The 23,781-nt window shown below is 71.3% G+C and carries 25 protein-coding genes; 16 read left to right on the forward strand and 9 right to left on the reverse strand.

Annotated features, from left to right (window positions below; all coding sequences use genetic code 11):
* Positions 1 to 212: 212 nt before the first annotated feature.
* On the forward strand, positions 213 to 1,373 hold the full coding sequence (locus ABZX02_RS00885; RefSeq protein ID WP_355294013.1) for a beta-ketoacyl synthase N-terminal-like domain-containing protein: 1,161 nt from the start codon (positions 213 to 215) through the stop codon (positions 1,371 to 1,373).
* A 60-nt stretch (positions 1,374 to 1,433) separates the two neighbouring features.
* Positions 1,434 to 2,243, forward strand: coding sequence for an endonuclease/exonuclease/phosphatase family protein (locus tag ABZX02_RS00890; RefSeq protein WP_355294014.1), 810 nt, complete (start codon positions 1,434 to 1,436; stop codon positions 2,241 to 2,243).
* Positions 2,244 to 2,305: 62 nt separating this feature from the next.
* Here the strand turns inward: ABZX02_RS00890 and ABZX02_RS00895 are convergent, their stop codons facing one another.
* Together ABZX02_RS00895 and dgt are read right to left on the reverse strand one after the other, a co-directional pair.
* On the reverse strand, positions 2,306 to 3,574 hold the full coding sequence (locus tag ABZX02_RS00895) for a hypothetical protein (RefSeq protein WP_355294015.1): 1,269 nt from the start codon (positions 3,572 to 3,574) through the stop codon (positions 2,306 to 2,308).
* Between the two features lie 44 nt (positions 3,575 to 3,618).
* A complete protein-coding gene (dgt, locus tag ABZX02_RS00900) occupies positions 3,619 to 5,052 on the reverse strand; it encodes a dGTP triphosphohydrolase (RefSeq protein WP_355294016.1) in 1,434 nt (477 codons plus the stop codon).
* Positions 5,053 to 5,239: 187 nt separating this feature from the next.
* On the opposite strand from dgt, the gene ABZX02_RS00905 reads away from it, so the two are divergent.
* From ABZX02_RS00905 to ABZX02_RS00935, 7 genes are all read left to right on the forward strand, one after another.
* Positions 5,240 to 6,751: a sugar ABC transporter ATP-binding protein gene (locus ABZX02_RS00905; RefSeq protein WP_355294017.1), complete on the forward strand. Its 1,512-nt coding sequence runs from the start codon at positions 5,240 to 5,242 to the stop codon at positions 6,749 to 6,751.
* Positions 6,748 to 7,773: an ABC transporter permease gene (locus tag ABZX02_RS00910; RefSeq protein WP_355294018.1), complete on the forward strand. Its 1,026-nt coding sequence runs from the start codon at positions 6,748 to 6,750 to the stop codon at positions 7,771 to 7,773. The genes ABZX02_RS00905 and ABZX02_RS00910 overlap by 4 nt, the downstream gene beginning before the upstream one ends.
* A 43-nt stretch (positions 7,774 to 7,816) precedes the next feature.
* On the forward strand, positions 7,817 to 8,845 hold the full coding sequence (locus ABZX02_RS00915) for a substrate-binding domain-containing protein (RefSeq protein WP_355294019.1): 1,029 nt from the start codon (positions 7,817 to 7,819) through the stop codon (positions 8,843 to 8,845).
* A gap of 32 nt (positions 8,846 to 8,877) precedes the next feature.
* Complete coding sequence (locus ABZX02_RS00920) at positions 8,878 to 10,017, forward strand: Gfo/Idh/MocA family oxidoreductase (RefSeq protein WP_355294352.1); 1,140 nt, start codon at positions 8,878 to 8,880, stop codon at positions 10,015 to 10,017.
* 15 nt (positions 10,018 to 10,032) lie between these two features.
* Positions 10,033 to 11,040, forward strand: a complete 1,008-nt coding sequence (locus ABZX02_RS00925) for a sugar phosphate isomerase/epimerase family protein (protein WP_355294020.1) — start codon at positions 10,033 to 10,035, stop codon at positions 11,038 to 11,040.
* Between the two features lie 38 nt (positions 11,041 to 11,078).
* Complete coding sequence (locus ABZX02_RS00930) at positions 11,079 to 12,293, forward strand: ROK family transcriptional regulator (protein WP_355294021.1); 1,215 nt, start codon at positions 11,079 to 11,081, stop codon at positions 12,291 to 12,293.
* Between the two features lie 178 nt (positions 12,294 to 12,471).
* On the forward strand, positions 12,472 to 12,756 hold the full coding sequence (locus tag ABZX02_RS00935) for a LuxR C-terminal-related transcriptional regulator (RefSeq protein WP_355294022.1): 285 nt from the start codon (positions 12,472 to 12,474) through the stop codon (positions 12,754 to 12,756).
* On the opposite strand, the gene ABZX02_RS00940 is transcribed toward ABZX02_RS00935, so the two are convergent.
* On the reverse strand, positions 12,753 to 13,487 hold the full coding sequence (locus ABZX02_RS00940) for a D-Ala-D-Ala carboxypeptidase family metallohydrolase (RefSeq protein ID WP_355294023.1): 735 nt from the start codon (positions 13,485 to 13,487) through the stop codon (positions 12,753 to 12,755). The two genes, ABZX02_RS00935 and ABZX02_RS00940, sit on opposite strands and share 4 nt — an antisense overlap.
* Positions 13,488 to 13,700: 213 nt before the next feature.
* On the reverse strand, positions 13,701 to 14,261 hold the full coding sequence (locus ABZX02_RS00945; protein ID WP_355294024.1) for a helix-turn-helix domain-containing protein: 561 nt from the start codon (positions 14,259 to 14,261) through the stop codon (positions 13,701 to 13,703).
* A 106-nt stretch (positions 14,262 to 14,367) separates the two neighbouring features.
* Here ABZX02_RS00945 and ABZX02_RS00950 point away from each other — a divergent pair, with 106 nt between their 5' ends.
* Both ABZX02_RS00950 and ABZX02_RS00955 read left to right on the forward strand, forming a co-directional pair.
* Positions 14,368 to 14,802, forward strand: coding sequence for a DUF6069 family protein (locus ABZX02_RS00950; RefSeq protein ID WP_355294025.1), 435 nt, complete (start codon positions 14,368 to 14,370; stop codon positions 14,800 to 14,802).
* Positions 14,803 to 14,869: 67 nt separating this feature from the next.
* A complete protein-coding gene (locus ABZX02_RS00955; RefSeq protein WP_355294026.1) occupies positions 14,870 to 16,771 on the forward strand; it encodes a protein kinase in 1,902 nt (633 codons plus the stop codon).
* Positions 16,772 to 16,810: 39 nt separating this feature from the next.
* Here the strand turns inward: ABZX02_RS00955 and ABZX02_RS00960 are convergent, their stop codons facing one another.
* From ABZX02_RS00960 to ABZX02_RS00970, 3 genes are read right to left on the reverse strand one after another with little or no spacing between them, the layout of a single operon-like run.
* Positions 16,811 to 17,092 (reverse strand): hypothetical protein, encoded by a 282-nt coding sequence (locus ABZX02_RS00960; protein WP_355294027.1) that lies wholly within the window; start codon positions 17,090 to 17,092, stop codon positions 16,811 to 16,813.
* Complete coding sequence (locus ABZX02_RS00965; RefSeq protein WP_355294028.1) at positions 17,092 to 17,634, reverse strand: SigE family RNA polymerase sigma factor; 543 nt, start codon at positions 17,632 to 17,634, stop codon at positions 17,092 to 17,094. Before ABZX02_RS00965 ends, ABZX02_RS00960 begins: the two co-directional genes overlap by 1 nt.
* Positions 17,595 to 17,771 carry a hypothetical protein gene (locus ABZX02_RS00970; RefSeq protein WP_355294029.1) on the reverse strand — a complete coding sequence of 59 codons (177 nt, stop codon included), beginning with the start codon at positions 17,769 to 17,771 and terminating at the stop codon, positions 17,595 to 17,597. The genes ABZX02_RS00965 and ABZX02_RS00970 overlap by 40 nt, the downstream gene beginning before the upstream one ends.
* Before the next feature lie 138 nt (positions 17,772 to 17,909).
* Here ABZX02_RS00970 and ABZX02_RS00975 point away from each other — a divergent pair, with 138 nt between their 5' ends.
* A complete protein-coding gene (locus tag ABZX02_RS00975) occupies positions 17,910 to 18,116 on the forward strand; it encodes a winged helix-turn-helix transcriptional regulator (RefSeq protein ID WP_355294030.1) in 207 nt (68 codons plus the stop codon).
* A gap of 103 nt (positions 18,117 to 18,219) precedes the next feature.
* Positions 18,220 to 20,040: a glycoside hydrolase family 76 protein gene (locus ABZX02_RS00980; protein WP_355294031.1), complete on the forward strand. Its 1,821-nt coding sequence runs from the start codon at positions 18,220 to 18,222 to the stop codon at positions 20,038 to 20,040.
* Here ABZX02_RS00980 and ABZX02_RS00985 read toward each other — a convergent pair.
* Entirely contained in the window at positions 20,033 to 20,479 is a 447-nt protein-coding gene (locus tag ABZX02_RS00985; protein WP_355294032.1) for a MarR family transcriptional regulator, read from the reverse strand. The genes ABZX02_RS00980 and ABZX02_RS00985 overlap by 8 nt on opposite strands.
* Positions 20,480 to 20,544: 65 nt before the next feature.
* On the opposite strand from ABZX02_RS00985, the gene ABZX02_RS00990 reads away from it, so the two are divergent.
* Positions 20,545 to 21,594 (forward strand): amidohydrolase family protein, encoded by a 1,050-nt coding sequence (locus tag ABZX02_RS00990; protein ID WP_355294033.1) that lies wholly within the window; start codon positions 20,545 to 20,547, stop codon positions 21,592 to 21,594.
* Between the two features lie 4 nt (positions 21,595 to 21,598).
* On the opposite strand, the gene ABZX02_RS00995 is transcribed toward ABZX02_RS00990, so the two are convergent.
* Positions 21,599 to 22,270: an AIM24 family protein gene (locus ABZX02_RS00995; protein ID WP_355294034.1), complete on the reverse strand. Its 672-nt coding sequence runs from the start codon at positions 22,268 to 22,270 to the stop codon at positions 21,599 to 21,601.
* Positions 22,271 to 22,463: 193 nt separating this feature from the next.
* On the opposite strand from ABZX02_RS00995, the gene ABZX02_RS01000 reads away from it, so the two are divergent.
* Both ABZX02_RS01000 and ABZX02_RS01005 read left to right on the forward strand, forming a co-directional pair.
* Positions 22,464 to 22,994, forward strand: a complete 531-nt coding sequence (locus ABZX02_RS01000; protein WP_355294035.1) for a hypothetical protein — start codon at positions 22,464 to 22,466, stop codon at positions 22,992 to 22,994.
* 97 nt (positions 22,995 to 23,091) lie between these two features.
* Complete coding sequence (locus ABZX02_RS01005; RefSeq protein ID WP_355294036.1) at positions 23,092 to 23,772, forward strand: hypothetical protein; 681 nt, start codon at positions 23,092 to 23,094, stop codon at positions 23,770 to 23,772.
* Positions 23,773 to 23,781 lie beyond the last annotated feature (9 nt).

Here is a 23,781-nt window from a genome sequence, read left to right on the forward strand (position 1 = left end):
GGCACTGTGATGTCCTACTACACACTCGGCCAGAGCCGCATCCGTCTGGCGTGCACGTGGTGAGCCGTTATATCCGGTCGGCGGGACCGCGCGGTGATCAGGGTTCGGTTCTGACTGTCCATTGTGGATGTTCGACTGCCGTTCCGCACGATGGTTTACACCGTTATCCTTTGTCGAAGAGGTGTCGGCCCTCGGTTGTGGGGGAGCTGGTTATGGTCGCGCGAAGTATGGGCATTTGCGGAATAGGCGTGGTCAGCGCGTACGGGTGGAACCGCCGGTCGCTCTGGGAGGGACTGATCAGCGGCACACCCGCCGCGTCGATCGTTCCGGAACTCAACCGTTTCCCCGGCGACACCGTCTGGGCCGCCTACGTCGCCGAGGGCGGTGACCCGGTCGACGGGCCGAGCCGGTTCGCCCGGGCCATGCGGGCCGCCGCGCGGGAGGCGATCGACGACGCGGGCGCGCGCGGCTGGCGTCCCGGCCGCAGGGTCGGCCTGCTGCACGCCGTCGTGCTGGGCGAGGTGGACCTCTGGCGCGAGTTCTACGTCACGCGCGGTGGCGAGTTACCCGTGCACGACTACCTCGCGCTGATGCCGTCGACTCCCATGTCGACGTTCATGCAGGAATACGGTTTCCACGGCCCTGCGATGAACGTTTCGGCGATGTGCGCGTCCGGCAACGCCGGACTGATCACGGCGAAAGCCTGGCTGGACGCGGGAATCGTCGACGACGTGGTGTTCGTCGCGACTGATCTTTCGCTCACCCCGGAGAACGTCTCCCATTTCGTACGCCTCGGCGTGGCCATCGTGGACGCCGAACCGCTCGACGCGTGCCGCCCGTTCCAGCAGGGCAGCAGGGGGTTCGTGATGGGCGAGGCCTCGGTGGCGTTCGTCCTCTCGCGCGACGCGGTCAACCCGTACGCCCTCACGCTCGGCGGCGCGATGTCCCACGACGCCTACCACGTGACGTCGATCGACCCGCGGCTCGACCAGGTCACCGCGTGCTTCACCGACGCGCTCGACAACGCCGGCGTGAGCGCGGCGGACATCCGCTACCTGAACGCGCACGGACCGGGCACCGCCCAGTGCGACACCGCCGAGGCCGCCGTGCTGGACGAGCTCTTCAGGCCCGGTACCGGGATCTACTCCGTGAAACCGCTGACCGGCCACTGCCAGGGCGCGGCGTCCGCGATCGAGGTCGCGGTGACCGCGATGGCGTACGACACGGGCATCATCCCGGCCTCCCCGGTGGTCGCGCCGGCGCACCCCGGGCTGCTGGACGGGCCCACGCCGCTGCGGGACGGTCTCACGATCAAGTCGTCGCTCGGCATGGGCGGCCACAACTCGGTGGTGGTGCTGGCGCCACCCGCCTGAGGCTTTGCGTTGGGCCGCAAGAGGTGTCGCCGCGCCCGCGCGGTCCCTACCGTCGGCCTGATGTGGAAGCAGATGACGGCGGTGCTCGCGGTGGTGGCGGGCGTGGTGGTGGTCCCCGCACCCGGTGCGGCGGCGGCCGAACGGTTCTGGGAACTGCAGCTCAACCTGTGCAACAGCGGGATCGCGGGCTGCTACGAGCAGGGCCGTTCGGTTCCCGAGGCGGCCGCGCTGATCGGGCAGGTGCGGCCGGACCTCGTGACGGTGAACGAGATCTGCCGGGGCGACGTGCCGGACCGGCTCGCACCGGCGATGGCCGCGGCCTGGCCCGGTGACGCGATCTACCAGTTCTTCGCGCCCGCCCTGCGCGGGGACACCGGCGCGCCCGTGAAGTGCGTGAACGGCCAGGACTACGGCAACGCCGTGATCGGCCGGGTGGCGGCGGCGAGCTACCGGGGCGTGAAGACGTGGACCGGGAGGTACGCGAGCCAGGACTCCGGGAACGAGCAGCGCACCTACGCGTGCGTCCACGCGGTCGGAGCGCACCTGGCCTGCGCGACGCACCTGTCGGCCTCCAGCGAACCGGTCGCGCTGGCGCAGTGCCGGTCGCTGCTCTTCGACGTGGTCCCGGGCATCAGGGCGGCGGAGGGGATCAGCGGCCGGACGGTGGTCGGGGGCGACTTCAACCTGGAGTACGACACGTCGGACCCGGAGAACGCCCAGAAGTGCGTCCCGCCCGGCCACGTGCGCAAGGGGGACGGCAGCGTCCAGCACGTCGTGTTCTCCGGTGACTTCTCCTTCGTGAGCACCCAGAAGTACTCGTTGCGCTACACCGACCACCCCGGCTTCCTGGTCCGTCTGGCCAAGCCCTGAGCGGGCCTGGTCAGACGGTGTCGGGCTGGTGGATCTCGAACTCGCAGGTCACCGTGACGGTGTCAGCAGGCGGGGTAGGCCGCCCTCGTCCCGCCGACGGCCTGCCGGTCGCTGAACCGGCACCCGAACCGCGGGTCGTCCGTCCGGCGCACGTCGTCCCCGGCCGGCCGCTTCCCCCGGTCCACCCACGCGGTCAGGTCGCTCCACGCGGTGCCCACCTCGGCGGCGGAGAACTCGCAGTGGTCGACCGTCCTGATCGCGCGCTGCACCAGCAGGTGGGAGCGGCCGAACCGGGCGGTGTCGTCGCGGTAGTCCTGTTCCATCGAGAACGGCACGAACAGGTCGCCGAGCCCGTGCAGCGACACGACCGGCGCGCTCGGCAGGCCCTGCACGGCCGGGATCTCGGTGAGTCCCCACGTGTGGCGGGCCTGGACGTTGGCGGGCTTCACGCGCTGCACGGTCCTGTTCAGGTCCACCGGGGCGTTCGGCCGGTAGCGGGTGGTGAGGTTCGTGGCGATCTGGATCGGGTTCTCCGCGAGGCGGGAGCTCTCGACGTTCGTGACGAGCCCGAACAGGAAGTCCCGCCAGTAGGCGTAGGCCGCGTCGGTGCCGGGACGCGCGCCGCCGGACAGGGTGGCGACGACGGCCTTGAACTGGGTCTCGTCGGTCAGCGCGGCCTTGATGCGCGGGACCACGGTCGTGGCGTAGTCCGGCGGCAGCGGGTAGGCCCGGATGCCGGTGATCGCCTGCGCGACCAGGTGGAAGTCCAGGAAGTAGTCGAACAGCTCGTGGTCGCCGACGACACCGCACATCGGCAGCGCGCCCGCGTAGAAGCCGGGGTACTGCTCCAGCGACCGGGCGATGACGTGCCCGCCCATCGACACCCCGGCGAGGAAGACCTTCGACGGCCGCTGCACCTTCCGGCCGAACAGCGACGCGAGCTCACGGGTCGTCGTGACGCCGGCTCGCACGTCGTAGGCGTTGCTGTAGTAGGACGACGCGGCCCACGCGTACCCCTCGTCGAGCCAGCGCTGCCGCAGCCCGTACGGAGGTGCGTCGACCGTGAGCACCTTGCCGGTGCCGCGGTAGCCGTGCGCCCACAGCGCGAGGCGGCCGTTCCAGCGCGGCGGCACCTCGATGATGTAGCCGGCGTGGCTGTGCACGCCCTGCAACACCCTGGTCGGCTTGCCGCCGACCGTGGCCGGGGCGAGCGGCGGGTTGACGATCGTGTAGCCGGGCAGCGGCTGGTCGCCGCCGCCGGTGGCCACCGCGGGGTGGGCGGCGGTGATCACCAGGAGGAACGACAACGCGACGGTGAGCAGTCGTCTCATGACCGGGACGCTACTAGCGGGTCGGCTTCCGCGACAGGCTCCTCTCAGAGGAAGAAGTCCATGGCGGAGGCGGCGGGCCTCGACCCGGTCAGCTTGTAGTAGAGGGCGTAGCACTGGCCGTCGGTCAGCGTGCAGATGTAGTCGAGGATGCAGCGGTTGGGGTTGTCCCCCGGCCCGCACATGTCGATCTCGTCGCGCAGCCTGCGCGGCAGGCGCTTGGCGTCGGCCTTGGAGTTCTTCCACCTCAGCAGGGACCGGACGAGCTCGCGCAGGAGCTGCTGCTGACCCCGTTGCAGCAGGGCGATGTCCGGACGCTTCACCACGAAGTTCTTCGTGATCTTCTTGAGCAGCTGGACCTCGTGCCACGCGTCGGCGCGCAGGGCGATGTACGGACCGTGCTCCCAGAACACCCCTTCGCGGATCTCGACGGCGTTGATGTACTTGCCGATCAGCTTCGACCCGGCGGAGCGGGCTCGGCCGACGGTCTGCAGGCCGCCGTTGTTCTTCGCGGAGAACGAGTCCTTCAGCTCCTTCTTCACGACCTCGACCGCCTTGGCGAACAGGTCCGCGCTGAAGTAGTCGGGGTAGTCGATGAGCAGTCGCTCCTGGAGCCTCTTGAGCAGGCCGTCCGAGTCGCCGACGCGCAGTTCGTCCAGCACCGCGCGCACGTCGAGGATGCCGGCGAGGTAGAAGTCCTCCAGGTCGTGGATCGCGTAGGTGATGTCGTCCGCGACGTCCATGATGGAGGCCTCGAGCGACTGGGTGTCGGGGAGGAACCCCTCGATGCCCTTCAGGAACCCGCGCGCTCGCCGGAACGCCTCCGCCTCCGAGCGGTAGACGCTGAACTTCCGCCAGCGCCTGCGGTACTCGGCGTCGGACTTCAGCTTGTCGCGGTGGTCGTCCTTCAGCGTCGGGTCGCGCTGCCACGGGTACTTGGCGATCGCGACCAGCGTGGCGCAGGTGAGGTTCAGGCCGGGGTAGTCGCTGCTGCGGGTCTCGCCGCGCAGCACGGTGCGGAAGGTCTGCGCGTTGCCCTCGAAGCCGTCCGGCAGCTTCAACGTGCGGCGTGCCGCCTTGTCGAGCGTGATCTCGCCGATGTGCCCGAACGGCGGGTGGCCGAGGTCGTGCGCGAGCGCGGCGGCCTCCACCACGTCCGCGTCGATGCCGCCGAGCCGGACGATCAACGAGCGCGCGTCCTTCTCGTGCAGGAGGCGTTCGGCGATGCTGCGCGCCACCTGGGCGACCTTCTCCGAATGCGTGAGCCTGTTGTGCATCAACGCCATGTCCTCGAACGGCGTCACCACCTGCGTCACGCCGCCCAGCCGCCGCCACGCGACGGAGTAGAGGATGCGGTCCCGGTCCCGGCGCGCCTCGGACCTGATGTCGTCGGGGCCTCTCGGCACCTGGAGCTCGACCAGCCGGGCGTCGCGGCGCGGGTCCCCGCTGGTCAGTCTGACTAGTTCGCGGTCCTTGGTCATGGCCCATGGTGCCGAGTGGACGTCGACTGATTGTCGACCACTTGTGGAGGCTCCGGTCAAGCAGAACTTTGGCGTTTATGTGCCACCCCGCCAGTCTTGTACGAGGGCGGGCCGTCTCATTAGCGTCACTCACCAGTTGGATCGCAATCCCTTCTGGCACAACGGTTGCCGGACCCCGGAGGACTCAATGGTGAGCTCACCCGCGCTGCTGTCCGTCCAGGGCGTGGTCAAGCGCTTCCCCGGCGTGACGGCGCTGGGCGGGGTGGACTTCGACGTCCGCGCGGGAGAGGTGCACTGCCTGCTCGGCCAGAACGGCGCCGGCAAGTCCACGCTCATCAAGGTGCTGGCCGGCGCGCACCGCCCCGACGAGGGCGAGATCCGTTGGCGCGGCGAGGTCGTGGAGTTCGGCAACCCGACCGCGGCGATGCGCAGCGGCGTGGCCGCCATCTACCAGGAGCTCGACCTCGTGGCCGGGTTGTCCGTGGCGGACAACGTGTTCCTCGGTCACGAACTGTCCACGGCGGGCTTCAGCCGCCGGGGCGAGGCGCGGCGCCGGACCCGCGCGCTGCTCGACCGGCTGGGGCACCGCGACATCTCGCCGGACCGCGACGTGGGCCGGTTGTCCGTGGCGCACCAGCAGGTCGTCAGCATGGCGCGGGCGCTGTCGCTGGACGGGCAGCTGCTGATCATGGACGAGCCGTCGGCCGTGCTGGACCCCGACGAGGTGCGGGTCCTGTTCGGCGTCATCAGGGAGCTCACCGCCCAGGGGGTGGCGGTGATCTACATCTCGCACCGGCTGGCGGAGATCAGGGAGATCGGCGACCGGGTGACCGTCCTCAAGGACGGCCGCACGGTCGCGACCGGTCTGCCCGCTCGCGAGGTGAAGACCTCCGAGCTGATCGCGCTGATGACCGGACGCGTGCTGGACAACGTGTTCCCGCAGCGGAACCCGGTGGACCCGGCCGCACCCGAGGTGCTGGTGGTGCGCGGACTGGCCGACGGCGACCGTTTCACCGGCGTGGACCTCACGGTCCGCGCCGGTGAGGTGGTCGGGCTCGCCGGGCTCGTCGGCTCGGGGCGGTCGGAGATCCTGGAGACGATCTACGGCGCGCGCCGGGCGGCCGAGGGCACCGTCGAGGTGGACGGCCGGAAGCTGCGGCGCGGCAGCGTCGGGGTGGCCGTGCGCGCGGGCATGGGGCTGTGCCCGGAGGAGCGCAAGAGCCAGGGCCTGTTGCTGGACCAGGCCGTGTTCCGCAACATCACCGTCTCCTCCATGTCGGCGTTCGCCCGCTTCGGTTTCCTCGACGACCGCGCCGAACGCGCCCGGTCGCGCCAGCTCACCGAGTCGCTCGACGTCCGGCCCGCCGGGGTCGACCGCGTGGTGCGCGGGTTGTCCGGCGGCAACCAGCAGAAGGTCGTCCTCGCGCGGTGGCTGCTGCGCGAGTGCCGGGTGCTGCTGCTGGACGAACCCACCCGCGGCGTGGACGTGGGCGCCCGCAGCGAGATCTACGAACTGATCCGCGCACTGGCCGACACCGGCGTGGCCGTGGTCGTCGTGTCGAGCGACGTCGAGGAGGTCCTCGGCCTCGCCGACCGGGTGCTGGTGGTGCGCGAGGGCCGGGTCGTCCACGACGGACCGGCCGACGAGATCGACGAGTCCCGGGTCCTCGACCTGGTCATGGAAGGACACGCCGCATGAGCGAGGACACCGCCTTGTCCGCGCAGAGCACCGCTCCGGTCGCGAAGAAGGAGTCGGGCCTCTCGGCGCTGCTCGGCTCCGCGGCCGGGCGCAACACCGGTCTCGTGGTCGCCCTGGTCCTGTTGTGCCTGGGCGGCGTCGTCACGGCGGGGGACCGCTTCGCCGACGTCGACAACCTGCTCACCATCCTGCGGCTCGCGGCCGTGATCGGGGTCGTGAGCATCGGCATGACGTTCGTGATCACCGGCGGCGGGATCGACCTGTCCGTCGGCGCGATCGTCGCGCTGTCCTCGGTGTGGGCCACCACGCTCGCCACACAAGGGATCGCGAACGACTCGCACTGGATCGTCATGGTGTTCACGGCGTTGCTGGTGGGTGGTGCGTGCGGCCTCGTCAACGGCGCGCTCATCGCCTACGGACGGGTCGTCGCGTTCATCGCGACCCTGGCGAGCCTCGCCGCCGCACGCGGTCTCGCCGAGATCATCTCCAACCGCAAGACGCAGATCGTGAACGTGCCGGGCTTCGCCGCGTTCTTCGACGCCTCGGTGCTCGGGGTGCCGGTGCTCGTGGTGATCTTCGCGCTCGTCGCCGTCGGCGGCTGGGTCCTGTTGAACCGCACCACGTTCGGGCGCCGCACGTTCGCGGTCGGCGGCAACCCCGAGGCGGCCCGGCTCGCGGGCATCGACGTCCGGCGGCACACCGTCATGCTCTACACGCTGCTCGGCCTGTGCTGCGGTCTCGCCGCCGTCATGCTCATCGCCCGCACCACCACCGGCAGCGCCACGCACGGCGGCCTCTACGAGCTCGACGCGATCGCCGCGGTCGTGATCGGCGGGACGCTGCTCTCCGGTGGCCGCGGGACGATCGCCGGCACCGTCTTCGGCGTCCTGATCTTCACCACGCTGTCGAACGTCTTCACCCTGAACAACCTCTCCATCTCCGCCCAGGCCGTCGCGAAGGGCGCGATCATCGTGGTCGCCGTCCTCCTCCAGCAGCGGCTCGCCCGACGCAGCGGCGCTTGACGCCGCGTTCCCGACCGCCGCCACCCTAGGAGAGCAGAAACCCATGCGCTTCAAGAGAATCTCCGTTCTCGTCGCTGCGTCAGCACTGACGCTCACCGCCTGCACCGGCAACACGCCCGAGCCCCAGGGCGGAGGCAACCAGGGCGGCGGGGTGAAGGTCGCCAACGACGAACCGGGCAAGAAGGTCGTCATCGGCTTCTCCGCCCCGGCCGCCGACCACGGCTGGATGGCCGCGATCACCGACGCGGCGAAGAAGGAGGCCGGCAAGTACTCCGACGTCGAGCTGCGCGTCGTCGAGGGCACCAACGACCCCAACCTCCAGATCAGCCAGGTCGAGACCTTCATCAACGACAAGGTGGACGCGATCGTCCTGCTGCCGTTCGACGGCGCGGCGCTCACCCCGGTCGCGCTCAAGGCGATGAAGGCCGGCATCACGGTGATCAACGTCGACCGCGAGTTCGACAGCCCGTTCGCCGCCCGCTCCACGGTGCTGGGCGACAACTACGGCATGGGCGTCTCGGCCGGCACGTACGTCTGCCAGAAGCTCAACGGCAAGACCGACGCCGTGGTCGCGGAGATCGCCGGCATCGACTCGCTGCCGCTGACCCAGGACCGCAGCAAGGGCTTCGCGGACGCGCTGCAGGGCTGCGGCCTGAAGGTCAGCAACCGCGTCGCGGCCGAGTTCACCGTGGAGTCCGGCGAGAAGGCCGCGGCGAACCTGCTGCAGGCCGCCCGCAAGATCGACGCCATCTGGAACCACGACGACGACCAGGGCGTCGGCGTCACCGCCGCGATCAAGAACTCCGGCCGCAGCGAGTTCTTCATGGTCGGCGGTGCCGGCTCGGCCAACGTCATGCGCGAGATCAAGGCGGACAACGGCCCGCACAAGGCGACCGTGATCTACCCGTCCACCCAGGGCGCCGACGGCATCCGCCTCGCGCGGCTCGCCGTGCAGGGCAAGGCACTGGGCGACCTGGTCGAGGTCGAGGTCCCGCGCGAGGTCCAGCTGTACGCGCCGGTCGTCACCAAGGACAACGTCGACCGCTACCTGCCGACCGCTTTCGAGTCCTGAGAGGACACACGGTGACTGAACTGGGCATCGCGATGATCGGCCACGCCTTCATGGGAGCCGCGCACTCCCAGGCGTGGCGGGTCGCGCCGCGCTTCTTCGACCTGCCGGTGCGGCCGGTGATGTCCGTGCTCGCGGGCCGCGACGCCGACCGCACCGGCGCGGCCGCCGAGAAGCTCGGCTGGGCGGAGTCGACGACCGACTGGAAGTCCGTGCTGGACCGCGACGACGTGCACGTCGTGGACATCTGCACACCGGGCGACACGCACGCCGAGATCGCGATCGCCGCGCTCGACGCGGGCAAGCACGTGCTGTGCGAGAAGCCGATGGCCAACACCGTCGACGAGGCCGTCGCCATGGCGGAGGCGGCCTCCCGCGCGGCGCAGCGCGGCGTGCGCGCGATGGTCGGCTTCACCTACCGCCGGGTGCCCGCGCTGGGCCTGGCGCGCGACCTGGTCGCCCAGGGCAGGCTCGGGCGGATCCACCACGTGCGCGCCCAGTACCTGCAGGACTGGATCGTGGACCCGGAGGCGCCGCTGTCCTGGCGGCTCGACAAGGAGAAGGCGGGCTCGGGCGCGCTGGGCGACATCGGCGCGCACATCGTCGACGCCACCCAGTTCATCCTCGGTGACACGATCAGCGAGGTGATGGGCACGCTCGTGACGTTCGTGCCCGAGCGCCCGCTCGCCTCCGCGCACTCCGGTCTGTCCGGTACCGCCGCCACCGGACAGACCGGTCCCGTCACCGTGGACGACGCCGCGCTGTTCCTGGCGCGGTTCGACAGCGGCGCGCTGGGCTCGTTCGAGGCGACCAGGTTCGCGAACGGCCGCAAGAACGCGCTGCGCATCGAGATCAACGGCTCCGCGGGCAGCCTGGCGTTCGACTTCGAGGACATGAACGTGCTGGAGTTCTTCGACGGCACCGAGGACTCGTCCGTCGCCGGGTTCCGCCGGATCATCGTCACCGAACCGGAGCACCCGTACGTCGGCGCCTGGTGGCCCGCCGGGCACGGGCTCGGGTACGAGCACGGGTTCACGCACCAGGCCGTGGACTTCGTGCGGGCGGTGGCGGCGGGGGTGGACCCGGAGCCGACGTTCGCCGACGGACTGCGGGTGCAGCGGGTGCTCGCCGCCGTCGAGGCGAGCGCGACGTCCGGTACGTGGCAGCAGGTCTGAGGGAGGATCGTCGAGATGGCACGTCCGATCACGTTGTTCACCGGCCAGTGGGCCGACCTGCCGTTCGAGGAGGTCTGCCGGCTCGCCTCGGGCTGGGGCTACGACGGCCTGGAGATCGCCTGCTGGGGCGACCACCTCGACCCGTGGCGCGCGGCCGAGGACGACTCCTACGTCGCCGAGCGGCTCGAGATCCTCGCGAAGCACGACCTGAAGGTGTGGACGATCTCCAACCACCTCACCGGCCAGGCCGTCTGCGACGACCCGATCGACGAGCGGCACCAGGGCATCCTATCCGCCCGCAACTGGGGCGACGGCGACCCCGAGGGTGTGCGGCGGCGCGCGGCCGAGGAGATGAAGATGACCGCGCGGGCCGCAGCGAAGCTCGGCGTCGACACGGTCGTGGGCTTCACGGGGTCGTCGATCTGGAAGACCGTCGCGATGTTCCCGCCGGCGCCCCAGTCGATGATCGACGCGGGCTACCAGGACTTCGCCGACCGCTGGAACCCGATCCTCGACGTGTTCGACGAGGTCGGCGTCCGGTTCGCGCACGAGGTCCACCCGTCGGAGATCGCGTACGACTACTGGACGACCGTGCGCGCGTTGGAGGCCATCGGGCACCGGCCGGCGTTCGGCCTCAACTGGGACCCGTCGCACTTCGTCTGGCAGGACCTCGACCCGGTCGGGTTCCTGTGGGACTTCCGCGACCGGATCTACCACGTCGACTGCAAGGACGCCCGCCGCCAGGTCGGCAACGGCCGCAACGGGCGGATGGGCTCGCACCTCGCGTGGGCGGACCCGCGGCGGGGCTGGGACTTCGTCTCCACGGGCCGTGGCGACGTGCCGTGGGAGCAGTCGTTCCGGATGCTCAACACGATCGGCTACGCGGGCCCGATCAGCGTGGAGTGGGAGGACGCCGGCATGGACCGGCTCGTCGGCGCCCCGGAGGCGCTGGAGTTCATCCGCCGCAACGCCTTCGACCCGCCCTCGGCCTCGTTCGACGCGGCGTTCAGCTCCGGGGGCTGATCCCGACCGCCTCCCGGTTCCGATGTGACAATTGTTCGATGGAGAGCACCTTGGGTGTAGAAGCGGGTTCGCCTGCCGCAGTGCTGCGCATGCTGATGGACGGCAGCCCGCGCACCCGAGCGGAGATCGTGGCCGCGACCGGCCTCGCCCGATCCACCGTGCGCGCCCGCCTCGACCTGCTGGTCGCGGCGGGCCTGGTCAGCGACAGCGGCACGGGCGAGTCGACCGGCGGCCGCCCGGCGGGCCGCTTCGGCTTCAACCCGGCCGCGTCCGTCGTGCTCGCGGCCGAGGTGGGCGCCACCCACGCCATGGTCGCCATCTCCGACCTGTCCTGCCGCCTGCTCGCCGTGGAGGAGGTGGCGATGGACGTGGCCGACGGCCCGTCGGTCATCCTCCCGCTGCTGGTGGCGACCTGGCGCGCGCAGCTCACCGGCCTCGCCACCCGCGAGATCGCGGGCGTCGGCATCGGCCTGCCTGGTCCGGTCGAGCACTCCACGGGCCGCCCGAACAACCCGCCGATCATGCCGGGCTGGGACGGCGTCGACGTCCCGGCGGCGATCGCGGCGGAGTTCGACGTGCCGGTCCTGGTGGACAACGAGGTCAACCTCATGGCCCTGGGCGAGCACACCGCCGCCCACCCCGACGTGGCGCACATGATCGTCGTCAAGGCTGCCACCGGCATCGGCGCGGGCCTGATCAGCAACGGCGTCCTGCACCGGGGCGCGGCGGGCGCGGCCGGCGACCTCGGGCACATCCGCGTGCCCGACGGCGGCTCGGCGCTGTGTCGGTGCGGCAACACCGAGTGCCTCGAAGCCGTGGCCGCGGGCCCCGCGCTGGCCGCCCGGCTGCGCGAGCTGGGACACCCGGCGCACTCGACGGCGGACGTGGTCAACCTCGTCCGCGCCGGCAACCTGGAGGCCGGGCGCGTGGTGCGGCAGGCCGGCCGGGACATCGGCGAGGTGCTCGCGGGGTGCGTCTCGATGTTCAACCCGTCGCTCGTGGTGATCGGGGGCCTGCTGGCGGAGGCGGGGGAGATGCTGCTGGCGGGGGTGCGCGAGTCGATCTACCGGCGGTCGTTGCCGCTGGCCACGGAGAACCTGCGGATCGTGGCGTCCACGGCCGGGGTGACCGCCGGGGCGCTGGGGGCGGCGGCGATGGTGGTGCGGCACGTGCTGTCGCCGGAGGTGCTGGACGCGCGGCTGGGTGAGGTGGCCGCGGCGTCGGAGATGCAGCTCTCGTCGCACGCTACGTAGGCGTTCTTCTCGCATGGACTCTGCACGCCGAGAGGCGGGCGCATCCCTGACATGCGCCCGCCTCTCGGCATGTCCGACCACTCTAATGGCGGTCCTCAACCTGAAGATAGCTGCCATCTGACAGAAAACCGCCGACTTTTGATTGACTGCCGCCAATAGTCCGACATAGAGTCGCCACATGGCTGTGACCCGCGTAACACCGGGGGTGGTCACCCACCTGCCGGTGAGCCAGGAGCCCACGGTGGCGACCCAGCGCCTGCTGCGGCTCATGCGCACCGGCGCGACCGACCGCGCGATCGCACGAGAGCTCGACGTCAGCCTGCGCACGCTGAACCGGCGCATCGCGCGCCTGCAGTCGTTGCTCGGGGTCCAGTCGAGGTTCCAGCTCGGCGTGCTCGCCGCGGAGCTCGAGTGGCTCGCGGCGAGCCCGCCCGTGCAGGCCGTGGAGGACCAGCCGGCCTAGATGCCGCAGCTCGGCGCCGACCAGAACCGGCTCGACTTGTGCGCGACGTGCACGTGGTCGTTGTGGCCGGTGTAGCCCGGGCCGAGGATCTCGTTGAAGCCGTGGTTGCGCGCCTGCCGCGCGAGGTTGCAGAAGCCCTGCGCGCCCGCGCCCAGGTCGACCGCGTCGCCGTAGAGGTGCCGGCTGCCGGCGGCGCCGCCGACCGCGTTGTTGCACGAGACGCTGCGGAAGCCGCCGTTGACGTCGATCGGGCGGTCGCCCATCGCGTGCCGCATGGCCTGCAGCTTCCACATGGACACCAACGCGTTGGCGCGCGCGGTGGCCGCCGAGACGTTGCCGCCCGACCAGTCCGAGTTGCAGTTGTTCAGCTCGTCGTAGGAGAAGTTGACCGGCGTGCAGTCGTTGTCCTGCAGGGCGTAGAGCTTCGAGAACGTCGCGGAGCCCGCGATGCCGTCGGCGCCGAGGCCGTAGGCCTGCTGGAAGCGGGTCACGGCCGCCTTCGTGGCCGGGCCGAACTGGCCGTCGATGCCGAGCACCGCGCCGTAGCCGGGGTAGCCCGCGACCCGGATCTGCAGCTGGCGCACGTCCTCGCCCGACGCGCCCTGCGACAGGGTGCGGCCCCACGTGTAGCAGGCGTCGGCGGCCGAGATGGGCTCCGCGGCGGCCGCGGCAGGGGTGGCGAACGCGGTGGCGAGCAGGGCGAGGGCCGGTAAGACGAAACGGATTTTCATGACGAGCGGCACCTTTCGATCACAGGGACGGTGCAGCCTGCCGAGTGCCCGCGGGGCGTGTCAACGAGCAACCAAATGAACATCGAGTTCGCCGAGGAGAAACCACCCGAACAGCCGTCGGGACAAACCGCCTGAGCGCAAAGGCTCCGGAGTGGACTGCTCCTGGACGCGGAGAACAGCGGCTGGCTCTGGCCCGCTTCCGCCCCTTCGGGTTCAGGGGCGGTGGCCGTCGAGGAACCGGCGCACGACGGCCTTCGGGTCGGCCGGCGCCTGCGTGGCCCGCTGGTCGACCCGGCGCGCGATCGACCGCATCATCACCGGCCCGACCAGCGCGAAGAACGTGTGCCGCGGCGGTTCGGTGACGAGCGCGCCCCGCCGCTGGTGGTGCAGGACCACCTCGTCGACGCGCTCCAGCAGCTTCTCCGGCTCGGTGAGCACCGCGGCGACCTCGGGGCTGAACTTCGCCTCCCGCATCAAGGTCATCACCACGCCGCCGCGCGTCTCGTACAGGTGCGTGTAGTAGCTCAGGATCGTGATCAGGTCGGCTTCCACGTCGTCGCTCGGCGCGTCGAGGTCGAGCGCGAACCCGGCGAAGTTGGCGCGCACCGCGAGCCGCAGCAGGTTCTGCTTGGACGTGAACCGGCGGAACAGCGTCGCCTCGTTGATCCCGGCGGCGTCCGCGATGGCGCGGGTGGTCGCGCGCTCGTAGCCCTGGTCGGCGATCACCGCCAGCGCCGCGTCGAACACCGTCTCGTCGGTCACCCGGCCGGCCACGCACCCTCCTCGATGTATGCAAGTGAGCACTTGCATCAGCGTGGCCGGATGGCTACCTTGAATGCAAGTGACCGCTTGCAATTCAGCCTACCTAAGGACAGGGCTCATGGCCGACACCAGCTTCCCGGCTCGTTCCTCCGTTCTCGCGCCCAGCGCCGGCGAGGTCGTCGTCGGCCTGCTCGGCGCGGCCGTGGTCTCGATCGCCGTCAACGCGCTGATCGCCCTGGTCGCGGGCAGGTTCGTGCCCGAGGGCACCGAGCGGATGGGTCTCGCGTTCGCCGAGTACGCGCCCGCCACCGTGCTCGGCATCCTGCTCGGCACGCTCGGCTGGTACCTCGTGCGCCGGTTCGCCCGCGACCCGCGCAAGGTGCTGCGCGTGCTGGTCCCCGCCGTGGTCGTGGTCTCGTGGATCCCGGACCTGGGCATCCTCGCGGGAGGCGCCGCGCCGGTGAACTCGATCGCGCTGATCCTCATGCACACCATCGTCGCCGCGGCCACCGTGCCCGTCCTGTCGAGGGTGCTGCCGCTCGGCCCCCGCTGAGCGACGACGGTCCCGAGATGCCGGTCCTCGCACCGTCCGGTCAGCGGATTTCGTAGGCTGCTGTCCGGTGGAACGCGTGGCGGCCGGCGCGCGTCGACTCGAACGGGACCACACGCTCGGGAACACGGGGACGATGACGGAAGAGACGTTCGGGCCGTACCGGATCGAGGAGCTCCTCGGTCGCGGCGGGATGGGCGAGGTGCACCGGGCCTACGACACGGCGCACGACAGGTTCGTGGCGCTCAAGAGGCTCTCGCCCGGCTACCACGACGACGAGGACTACCGCGCCCGCTTCCGCCGCGAGGCGCAGATCGTGGCACGGCTGCGCGAGCCGCACGTCATCCCGATCCACGCCTACGGCGAGATCGACGGCCGCCTCTACCTCGACATGCGGCTCGTCGAGGGCGCCGACCTCTCGGACCTGATCCGGGAGGGCTTCCTCGACCCCGCGCGGGCCGTGCGGATCGTCGACCAGGTCGCGAGCGCGCTCGACGCCGCCCACGCCGACGGCCTCGTGCACCGCGACGTGAAGCCGTCGAACGTCCTCGTGACCTCCGGCGACTTCGTCTACCTGGTGGACTTCGGCATCGCCCGCAGCTCGTCCCCGGCGGCCACGGCCCTGACCGCCTCCGGTTCCGTCGTCGGCACCCTCGACTACATGGCCCCGGAACGCTTCGAGAGCGGGCCGGTGGACGGCCGGGCCGACGTGTACGCGCTGGCGTGCGTGCTGTTCGCCTGCCTGTCGGGGCGGCGGCCGTTCACGGCGGACGGCACGGCGGCCCAGATCTGGGCGCACATGAAGGAGGAACCGCCGAAGGCGTCACCGCTGAACCCGGCCGTGCCGCAGGCGTTGGACGCGGTGATCGCGAAGGGCATGGCCAAGGACCCGGCCGACCGGTACGCGACGGCGGGGGAGCTGGCACGGGCGGCGGCGGAGGCGCTGGCGTCGCCCGCTGGTTCGGCGGGAGCAGGTGCCGGTGCGGGCGTGGCTCCGGCCGGACCCGGTGCGGGCGTGGCTTCGGCGGGACCCGTGACGCCGCCCGCCGGTGGACCTGTCGGCGCGGGGGCCGTCCAGTCCGGTCCGGCGTCCCAGCCCACTCCCGCCGGGCAGCCCGGCCCCGCCACACCTCCCGGCGGCCACGCGGCCCACACCACGTGGCCGCAGCACCCGAGTCCGGCACACGGCCTCCCGCTGCCCGTCGCCCAACCTCAACCGCAGCCCCGCTACCACCACCCGACGGCGCCCCTCGGCCCGCCCACGTCACCCCCGTTCCAGAGCCCCCACCACCCGGCCTCTGCCAGTCGCACGAAGCGGGCGGGCATGGTCGTCGGCGCCCTCGCGCTCGTGCTCGGCATCGTCGTGACCTCGCTGATCGTCGCCAACAAGGACAAGATCATCGGTGGCCAGGGCACCACGACCACCTCGTCCACGAGCAGCACGAGTTCCACCACCGTCACCACCACCACGCCGACGACCACCACGACGACCCGGACGCCGCAGGACGACACGTTGCAGGCGGCCATCCCGGCCGTCTACCGGACCGCCAACTCCTGCAAGCCCGTCAAGGCGGAGAACGGCACCGTCGCCATGGCCCGCTGCACCACCGCGAACGCCGACGACCCGTTCGCCCCGCCGCCGACCGAGGCCGAGTTCCGCCTGTTCGCCGACGCCGCCGCGCAGAACGCGTACTTCCAGGCCGTGGTCACGAGCCGGGGCATCCCGCGGATGGACGACCGCGGCGGGTGCCGGCCCAAGTCCGACCCGATCCACTACGCGCTGTTCTACCGCGACGTGTCCGGGCCGCTGCCCAACGAGTTCACGACGTGCTTCCTCGACGGCGACACCGCGCAGGTGTGGTGGGTGGACAGCAAGACCCTCATGATCGGCACGCTCAAGAAGCAGGGCAACATCGACGTCCTCGACAAGCTCGACCTGTGGTGGAACCACCAGATCCTCTCGGCCTACTAGGGCCTGTGTCGCGGACCCGGACCTCGACACAGGCCTTGGTCACCGCGTGGTGGAAGGTCCGCCGCTCGGCGTCGTGAGCACAGTGGTGGACGGCAGCGGCGGGCCAGGGTCCGGTGTGGACGGTGGATCGGGCAGGAGCACCAGTGCCAGCGCGGCGACCGCGGCCGTGGCGAGGGCACTGCCGATCACCGCGGCCGTGCGCCGGCGCGACCGCACGGCCCGGCCGCGCCTGATCACCCCTGCGGCCGAGTTGCCGTTCGGTGGCGCGACCTCCCCTCCCAGCAAGGAGAAGGTGTCCCGCAGGGTGTCCTCGTGGTCCATCACGCCTCCAGCCCCGACCGGTCGAACTCCGGTCCCAGCCTGCGCCGCAACGTCTCCAGCCCCTTGCTGCTCTGCGACTTCACCGTGCCGGTCGAGCACTTCAGCGCGGCGGCGACGTCCTCCACGCTCATGTCGTTCCAGTAGCGCAGCACCAGCACCGCGCGCTGGCGTGCGGGCATCGTCGACAACGCCTCCCACACCACGAGCCCGTCCTCCGCGCCGGGCGTGACGACCAGGCTCTCGGGCGGCGCGTCGGTCAGCTTCTCGCGGCGCCAGCGCACCCGCCGCCGTTCGGCGATGAAGGTCCGCACAACGATCTGGTGCAGGTACGCCTCGATGCCGTCGGTGATGTCCGGCTGGGCCAGGTACAGCTTGAGGAACGCCGACTGCAGCACGTCCTCGGCCTCGTGCCAGTTGCCGCACATGAGGAACGCGGTGAAGCGCATCGAGTCGACGCACCGGTCGTAGACGCGCGTGAACTCGGCTTCCCAGCCCGGTGCCGTCACGGGCGGCCCGGCGTCGAGGAGGGCGTGCTCCGCCACGTCATGTCGTCGGTCCGGACCACCGTCGGCCGCTGCTCGGGCGGCCGCCGCACGTCCACGAGGGTGAGGGTGGGGACCGCGATGCCCGCGACAGCCAGCGCGAACACAGCTGCCGCGATCAACCGTCCTCTGCGCACCGCGACTCTCCACCGGGTCAGGGGCACCCGTCAGGTGCCCTCACCCCTACCCATGCGATCGGAGGCCGTTTTGGTTGCCCTCGTGTCCCGGATCACGCCCCGGCGCGGCGGTCGACCGCGACCCAGTTCGTCTCCCAGGTGACGCCGCCGTCCCCGGAGCTGCGCGAGCTGGAGGCGGACGGGCTCGTCGAGCGGGTGGAGACCGGGCCGGTGCCGGCGCCCGTGATCTACCGGCTCACGCCGTACGGGGAGACGGTGCGGGTGTGGGGAGAGGCGCATCTGCTGCGCACGCACGGGGATGCGGCGCCGACGGCGGCCATGAGCTGCGCGGCCTCCATCGCCTGACCGGAGTTCTTGTCCGGGACAAGAACCGGTCACGCCGTTGACCCGCGTCCCGCCACCCCAAGACCATGAGAGCGTTCCCACGGATGCGGGGAGTGTGGTCGGGGTGCTGAACTTCGTCGTGGCCGTCCTGGTGGCACTGGCTCCGCTTTCCCAGGCACCGCCCAGCAGTCCGCCACACAGCACCGCGCCGCTGGTCGCCGCCGCCGTATGCGTGCTGTCCTGCGACACCCTCGACCCGTCGAAGGCCGCCCAGGAGACCTTCCCGGTGCCGGAGAAGCGGATCAACGGCCGCCGGCTCGTGCTGCACGTGTCCGACCGCGACGGCATGGCGTGGGGCAGCATCGACGACGGCGTCGCCGGCGACTCGGTGTGGCTCGACCGGTCCTGGGACGGCGGCACGAGCTGGGAGGGGCTGCTGGGGCGGGCGAGCATCCCCGGCACGTGGACCGGCACGAGGACGTTGATGTACAACGTCACCGACCCCGTTCAGCACCGGCGCGGCCTGATCCGCGCGTGCGGCGACGCGGCGGGTGTGACGTGCACGGACTGGATCTACCCGACGGTCTGCGACGTGCTGTGCGACCGGACCGGTGCGGGGCAGGCCAACGGTGACGCGCAACCCGTGCCGCCGACCACGTTGCACGGTCGCGTCATCCGCCTGCACACCGACCTGAACGGGATGGCGTGGGGGAGCGTCGAGGCGGGCGGGCCGGGCGACGAGGTGTGGCTCGACCGGTCGTGGGACGGCGGGGCGAGCTGGCCGGGCGGGTCGTCGCTGGGGCGGGTCGCGACACCGGCGGGCGCGACCTCGGTGCGCACGAACCTGTTCGCCACCAGGGATCCGCGTGGCCGGCACTTCGGTGGCGCGGTGCGTGCGTGCGGGCGGGAGGCGGCGCACCAGGAGGGCAGCTGCACGGCGTGGGCACGGCCCGTGCCGAGCAGAGCTCGTGCCGCGGCCGACGCGCTGATGTACTCCTACAACCCTTCTACGGCGTGGTGGCCGTCGAGTTGGTGGAACTCGGCGACGACGCTCACCGCCGTGATGGACTCCGGACTGCGCGAGTACGACTGGGTGATCGCGCGGACCTTCGACGTCAACCGCGGCGCGTTCCCGGCGGGGCAGCGGAGCACGGACCCGATCGAAGGGAACTTCATCAGCCGGTCGATCGACGACAGCGCGTGGTGGGGTCTTGCCTGGGTGGCCGCCTACGACCGCACGGGCGATCAGCGCTATCTCGCCATGGCGACCACCATCGCGTCGTACGTGCACCAGTACTGGGACACGCGCACGTGCGGCGGCGGTGTCTGGTGGGATCGCGAGCGCACGTACAAGAACGCCGTGACGAACGGCCAGTACCTCAGGCTCACCGCGTCGATCCACTGCCGCACGCCCGGCGACACGACGTGGCTGCAGCGTGCCCGCACCGCTGCGGACTGGTACCTCGCCAGTGGGCTGGTCGGGGGCACCGGGCTCGTGAACGACGGGCTCACCGGCGACTGCCGCAACAACGGCCAGACCGTGTGGACCTACAACCAGGGCCTGGGAATCGGCGGTTTCACCGAGGTCTGGCGGGCGACCGGGGACAGCAGGTACCTCGACGCGGCCCGGCGTCTCGCGGACTCCGCGATCGCGAGCCCCGTGCTCGTGCGCGGTGGCGTGCTGACAGAGTCGTGCGACACCGGCACAAACGCCTGTGACGACAACCAGAAGCAGTTCAAGGGCATCTTCCTGCGCTACCTCAACGATCTGGTCAAAGCAACGAACTCCGTGGCGTACCAGCAGTTCGCGCGTCAGCAGTCCGACTCGGTCTGGGCGGCGGACCGCGACGCGCTGAACCGGATCGGCCAGCGCTGGGCCGGCGGCGCGAACAACCAGGTCGACTGGCGCACGCAGGCGAGCGGGCTCAACGCCGTGATCAGCTGAAGGTGCGGTGCACCGGGTCGTCCTCGTCCAGCGCGACGAGGACGCGGTGCAGGTGGTCGTCGGCGGCCTCGACGACGGACGGGTCCACGGCGGCGAGCGCGCGTTCGATCACCTCGGTGACGGCCGCGCCGGTCTTCCACGCGACCTCTTCCCCTTGTGCGGTAAGGCGGACGATGCTGCTGCGCGCGTCGGTGCGGCTCGCCTCGCGCGTGACGTGCCCGTCGTTCTCCAGTCGGCGCAGGATGTTGCTGAGGCCGCCCGTCGTGAGCAGCAGCTGGGACGAGAGCTCCTGAGGACGCGCGTCACCGCCCGAGGCCAGCGCCCCCAGCACGTCGAGCTCGCCGCGGGACAACCCGTGCTGCTTGAGCACTTCGGCGATCGGGCGTTCCAGCACCGTGTGCAGCCGCACGGCGTGCTGCGCGAGGGACAGCGAGGACATGCTCTGGATTCTACCGGATGCCTTTCGTGATAGCTTTCGTAAAAGGTATCTGCGAGGAGGGCGCGATGACGACGGCGATCGAGAACGTGCGCGTGTTCGACGGCTCAGCGGTGAGCGGGCCGCGCCGGGTGGTGTTCGGCGACCTGGTGCTGGCGGACGGCACGGCCGACACCGTCGTGGACGGCACCGGGCACGTGCTGCTGCCGGGCCTGATCGACACGCACGTGCACGTCGTGCGCGGCCGCGCCGACCTGGAGGGCCTCGCGCGCTGGGGCGTCACGACCGGTCTGGACATGGGCGCGTGGCCGGTCGCGTTCGTCGACGAGATGCGCCGGCAGAAGGGCGTGGCCCAGGTGCTGAGCGCCACCATTCCAGCGGTCGGGGCAGGCGGTCACCACGCCGGGATGCCCGGCTTCCCCGCGGAGGGCGTCGTCACGAACCCAGGCGAGGCACGGGCGTTCGTCGCCCGCCGCGTCGCCGACGGGGCCGACTACCTCAAGATCGTCACGGAGGCCGCGCCGCCGGAGGGGATGGACCAGCCGACCGTGAACGCCCTGGTGCGGGAGGCACACGAACAGGGGTTGCTGGTCGTCGCGCACGCCGTCACGACGGGCGCGTTCCGCGTCGCCGTGCGGGCCGGTGTCGACGTCATCACCCACGCGCCGCTCGACGCCGTGCTCGACGATGACACCACCGCCCGCATGCGGGACGCGGGAACGGTGTCGTCGCCGACGCTCACGATGATGGAAGGCACCGCGAAAGCGTTCGGAGCGGCCGGTTTCCGCTACGAGCACGCCCGCGACACGGTCGCCAAGCTCCACGCGGCCGGCGTCCCCGTGCTCGCCGGCACCGACGCCAACTCGGCGCCCGGTGCCCCGTTCGCCCCGAGGCACGGCGAGTCGATGCACCGGGAACTGGAGCTGCTGACCGCCGCCGGACTGACGCCGGTGGAGGCACTGGCGGCCGCGACGTCGTTGCCCGCCAAGGTGTTCGGCCTGGCGGACCGGGGCGAGGTCGCGCCCGGCAAGCGGGCGGACCTGCTCCTGCTCGAGGGCGACGGCACGGCCACGCGGACCGTCGCCGGCGTCTGGGTCGCCGGCGAACGGGTCCGCTGAGCGCCTACTGCGCGGTCGGCACCGGGTGGCCCTCCGAGGCCTGCACGACGACGATCCCCTGACCCTGCAGGGCGAGCTGGTACGCCTCGCCCGACCCGCGCCCGATGACCGCGCCGAGCTTGGCCGTCTTGCGGATCGAGGACTGCAGCGAGGTGGACCACAGCACCGCGGACTGCATGTCGACGAACGTGGGCACGTCCACGTTCAGCACGACCGGCGTGCCGTAGGCGGTGACGGCCAGCGCGCCGGTGCCCGTGAACGTGGTGTTGAACAGGCCACCGCTGAGCATCGACGCGCCCTCGGTGCGGTTGATGTCCCACTTGAGCGTGCTGTCGAACGCCAGCACGTTCTTGCCGTTGACGGTGACGGACTCGTCCTCCAGGTACAGCACGAAGATCTCGTCGGCGTCCTGGGCGAGGAACACGTCCCCGCTGCCCGACACCTTCATCAGCGACATGCCTTCACCCGTGAAGGCCTTCTTGAACAGCTTGCCGAGACCGCCCGCGCCCTCGTAGGCGAAGTCGACGTCGCCCTGGTAGGCGACCATCGACCCCTGCTTGGCGAAGAAGAACCCGCCGCTGCCGGTGAGGTCCACCTTCAGCATGCGTTCGTTCTGCAGTTGGAAGCTTCCCGGCTCGACGGACCGTTCCTCGTGGTTGAACAGTGAGCTGCGCATGACGCAGATGATGCAGGCGATCACCGCCGCCCGTGTCACCGGGGTGAGCGGTGGCGGGGTCGCGGACCGTCCGAAGAGGACCCGGCGTCACTCCCCGTGAGCCCTCACCCGATGCGGTCGACCCTTGTGGTGTCGCGCATGCGCCCGGGGTACCAGCAGGTGGACCGAACCGCGGCGATCCCAGGAGGACGACATGAAGACGAGGACGACTGTGCTGGCGGCGTTGTGCGCGGCGGTGCCGCTGGTGCTCGCTCCCACGGCCGCGAACGCGCTCGCGTGCCTCGGCAACTTCAGCGACACCGTCGGCACGCTGACGAAGATCTCGCGGGAGGAGTTCATGTCGCGCGTCTGCGCCGCGCAGCTCGAACCCGGTGCTCAACGCAAGGACGTGCAGCAGCTCACCGAGGTCGTGCTGCCCCAGGCGGTGTCCGGGCTCGGCGGGATGGAACTGATCTACGCGCGCAGCAAACCCGTTCTCGACCGCGTGGCCGAGAAGTGCTATTCGCCGGAGGACTACTGCAGCCCCGACGCCGTCGGGCGGGCCACTCGGTGCATGAAGGACGAGCTGCCCGACACGGCCATGAGCGTGCTCGGGCCGGACGCCCTCGCGGCGAGCTGCGAGGGCCTCAAGGCCGCGGCGGGCACGGACCCGCAGGCGTTGCGGGAACGGGCCCGCGCGGCGGCGGACACCTACATCGCCTACCTGAAGACGAGCCGGGGCTGATCCGCAGCGGGTGGCGCGCAGATCTGCGGCGCGCCACCCGCGGGTGACCCTCCGTGAGAGGACAGGCGATGAACGAACTCCTGGCGAGCGTGCCGCGATGACGGCCCTCGCGCCGGATCCCGTCGGCATCACGGCGACCTGCGTGCTGGTGGACCTGGGGGACTGCGGCGTCGCCGGAGTGCGGTGGGCCGCCTCGTGCGCGGAGGCGCTCGGCGTCGGACTGGTGGTGCACGCCGGGGAGCACGACGCCTCGGCACACGCGGCCGTCGCGGCGCTGCCGGCCGAGCACGCCGGGTTGTCCGTCCACGTCGAACACGGCCACCCGACCGCGCGCTGGGAGGGCGCGCTGGTCGTGGTCTCGCGGGAGTCCGCGTCGGCCGTGCCGCCACTGGCCGGGAGGGACCTGCGGGACGTCGTGGTGCTCGGCGGCACCGGCGCCCGGGACCTCGGCGTGGTGACGGCGGTCCTCGGACCGGTGGGGAGCGGGGGAGTGCTCCGGCGCGCGATCGCGTTCTGCCGCGCGCGCCGGTCCACCCGGCTGCGCCTGCTGAGCCGTCCGCACCCCGGCAGCCGCGACGCGCTGGACGAGGCGGTCGCCCTGGCGCGCTCCGCGTGTCCCGGCGTCGTCGTCGAACCGGTGCGGTCGGCGACCTGGTCCTCGCCGGCCGACCTGCTCGTGGTGTCCGGGTGCGCGGCCGGCCCGGGCGAGGGGCTCCAGCCGGAGGCGAGGGCGGCGCTCAGCTACGCCCCGTGCCCCGTGCTCTTCACCTGTTCGTGAGGGATCGCC

Source organism: Lentzea sp. NPDC003310, from assembly GCF_040610935.1.
Lineage (GTDB): Bacteria > Actinomycetota > Actinomycetes > Mycobacteriales > Pseudonocardiaceae > Lentzea.